The organism is Streptomyces sp. iso_384, from assembly GCF_056172905.1.
Map to the genome: position 1 here is coordinate 1 of NZ_JBWBTT010000014.1, position 213 is coordinate 213.

The window sequence follows — 213 nt, forward strand, 5'->3', positions numbered from 1 at the left end:
CGACCGGCGTCAAGGAGCAGGCGCCGGCGGCGTACGCGACCCGCCTGGTCAGCGAGGGCTTCGCCGTCCTGACCTTCGACGCCGCCTTCCAGGGCGAATCCGAGGGCCTGCCCCGCGGTCTGGAGGACCCCTTCCAGCGTGCCGAGGACTTCCGTGCGGTGGTCTCCTACCTCACCACCCGCCCCGAGATCGACCCCGACCGCATCGGTGTGA

1 protein-coding gene is annotated in these 213 nt (G+C 71.8%); it reads left to right on the top strand.

All coding sequences use genetic code 11. From position 1 onward, the window contains the following. Positions 1-213, top strand: a 213-nt coding sequence (locus tag AC0VY3_RS36355) for an alpha/beta hydrolase (RefSeq protein WP_475551819.1), incomplete at both ends; no start/stop codon positions are given.